A 2595-nucleotide genomic window follows, 5' to 3' on the forward strand; every position below is an offset into this window, starting at 1 on the left:
CTTGTTCGGGTGTGGGGTAAAATCGAAACGAATAGGCTTTTTCCATGTCTCACATTCTAGCATATATTTGGTAAATGCGCTAGTATTTAACGGTAAAGCCGTCGTAGAACGACGGGGTTTCAGACCCAAAATTTTCGATGACTAAGAACTACTTTACCCACTTTTGTTACTGTGCCACTTTAGATACTGATTACTGTTTACTGTTTACTGATCACTGAAAAACCCCCATCTCTCAATCTCCGTGATCCTCAAAATGATTAGCTAGTAGGAATTTTTGACTGGCATTCAACTCTTGCCAAAGCTGGTTAATTTTCTCGTAAGCTTCCGTGGAGGTAATCTTTCCCCCAGTGTGTAAACCAGCGATAAAAGAGACTCTCAGGGCGAATTCCTGCAAATTAGCGTTAAAAACTAAATTTTGTGGCGTGAATAAACCCCTGTAGCTGGTTTTAGGGTAGAGAAAGTTATCTTTAGAATTGAATTTTTCCATTGTGACCGACCCCCCAGTATAGGATACCTACATTATTATATATTTAACCTTTTGTTAATCCAAGCTTAACCTAAGAATTTAAACCTGTCTCTAGATTCTTCAGAGAGTAGCTGCTGAACTTGATTAGCTGCCGCTATCCCGGAAGTTAAGGCCGTTTCTAGGGAAGAATTTCTCGATAAATCTCCTCCTTGACACCAATCACCACAGGCAACTAGAGGTAAAGGACTATTAACACTTAAACAGGGTACAGCTAAACCCTGACGGACTAAAGCATAACGCCAACGGTGAATCCAGGACCAATCGGGGAGAGGCAAAGAAGCACGAGAGAGCAAATCTAGCTTAACTGCTTCTAAATCCTCGCTATCGAGATATTTAACCGCAAAATCTCCACTACTATGCACAACAAAGACATAATCAGGGGATGATTGCCGTTTACTGCTATCAAGTCCTAACCAAGCGATATCGGTGGAGGGAGCAACTGCGGGTAAAGAATCGCCATAACCCACCATTACCGTTAAACAGGGATCGTAAACGATCGATCGCAATTCTGGCATAGTAGTTATGTGAGAGTTTTCTAACAATAACGCTGCTTGCGGGGCGGGAATAGCCAAGACAATCACCGGAAACTCTCCCCGAATTTGGCCGTTATTGTTTAAAACCCATTTTTCTTGACGATTTTCCAGACGAGTAACCAGAAAATCTCGTTCAATTTCTAAATCTTTAGCTAAAAATTTCGCCACGCTATTGATGCCAGAAGGAGCAACATAGCTAGAATCAAACCAAGAAGTAACTATATTCTCTCTCAGTAGATTATCAATTAAAGCCGCCGTTTTTTCGCCCTGAATAGTCAAAAAAGGCAAGCCATGATCCACAGCCATCTCTTGATTAGCTCGATTAACCCGTCGCGTGGCTAAACGACCACCAATACCTCTAGACTTATCAAATAGCTTAACAGTATAACCTCGATCGCACAACTGACGAGCGCAGGTTAACCCGGCTAAACCCGCGCCAATGATCCCAACATTAATCGAAAAATTTGTCACTAGCCTTCCTAATCCTGTAAACCCTTGAGTTAATATTAGTAGTAATCGGCACTAGCGAAACTAAGTTGATTATTGGGGACCAGGAGGACAAACCACATTGGACGAATTACGCACAGCTTTGGAGTTAGCCACCGAGGAGGAACTACAGCAAATCACTAACATCCTCTTTTGCCGTCGTTTTAACCCTCTCGATTATCTACGAGCGCCGGACGCAATCGCCGTTCAAAGTCAAGATTGGGATAGTTGGTTAGATAGCGTCGAGGATCGTTTTCGTTATTTGGCTGCCGATGGTGTGACAGTGTTAAAAGGTCAAACTGAAAAAGTTAGTTATCGTCAAATTCTAGTCCGTGTCTGTCATTTCCTCAAGGTTCCCTACTCCCAAAAAATGCCGACAACGGAAATTGAAGCGGAAATCTATCTTCACCTCGTTAACAAAGCTTGGAAACGTCTCCCCCCATCGGAACAAAAATCCCTCTCGATTCAAATTCAAAAAGCGCTCGCGGATTCCCACACTCCCCAACCCTTACCGGTTCACCTACAACACAATCCCCTCGATATAGTCCTCAAAGGCAGTAGCGTCATCGCCATTAATTCTATCCTGAAACCGATTCTGCTCAAACATATCGCCGGGCAGTTCGCTCTTCATTTTGTCCGCTATCAAGGGGCAAAAACGGCCGTAGTCCAGGGTGGGGCAATTGTTAATCAAATCGCCCTACAAACGGCTAAACAGGGCATGACTAGGGCGGCAGCCCGCTATGGAGCGGTCAGAACCGTGTTAAGTTTGGTAGGACCGGCTCTATGGGGTTGGTTTATTGCTGATCTCGGTTGGAAAGCGATCGCCACTGACTACGGCCGGATTATCCCGACTATTTTTGCCCTTGCCCAAATTCGTCTGACTCGTGAGGATTGTTGGCAACCTGCCTAGCTTGACATCCTCGCCGCCCTAAAAGTGCGGCGATTCCTAAACCTCACGATTTAAGTTTCTGCTTCCACCACCGTCGCATACCACAGTTAAAAAACCATGTACTGTCTTACACAGAGTCCACAGACTTTCGCCCCATTTCA

4 protein-coding genes are annotated in these 2595 nt (G+C 44.4%); 1 reads left to right on the plus strand and 3 read right to left on the minus strand.

The features are described 5' to 3' along the window. The 3 genes from IM322_RS23245 to IM322_RS07305 form a co-directional block, all read right to left on the minus strand. Positions 1 to 46: helix-turn-helix domain-containing protein (locus IM322_RS23245; RefSeq protein ID WP_353737100.1), on the minus strand; the 46-nt coding region annotated here is incomplete at its 3' end. A gap of 186 nt (positions 47 to 232) precedes the next feature. Then, positions 233 to 487 carry a DUF7219 family protein gene (locus IM322_RS07300; RefSeq protein WP_286825667.1) on the minus strand — a complete coding sequence of 85 codons (255 nt, stop codon included), beginning with the start codon at positions 485 to 487 and terminating at the stop codon, positions 233 to 235. 65 nt (positions 488 to 552) lie between these two features. Next, a complete protein-coding gene (locus tag IM322_RS07305) occupies positions 553 to 1530 on the minus strand; it encodes an NAD(P)/FAD-dependent oxidoreductase (RefSeq protein ID WP_287676303.1) in 978 nt (325 codons plus the stop codon). Positions 1531 to 1627: 97 nt separating this feature from the next. On the opposite strand from IM322_RS07305, the gene IM322_RS07310 reads away from it, so the two are divergent. Then, positions 1628 to 2455, plus strand: coding sequence for a YaaW family protein (locus tag IM322_RS07310; protein WP_287676304.1), 828 nt, complete (start codon positions 1628 to 1630; stop codon positions 2453 to 2455). Positions 2456 to 2595: the final 140 nt, after the last annotated feature.

This window comes from Microcystis sp. M109S1, from assembly GCF_020247025.1.
Taxonomy (GTDB): Bacteria; Cyanobacteriota; Cyanobacteriia; order Cyanobacteriales; family Microcystaceae; genus Microcystis.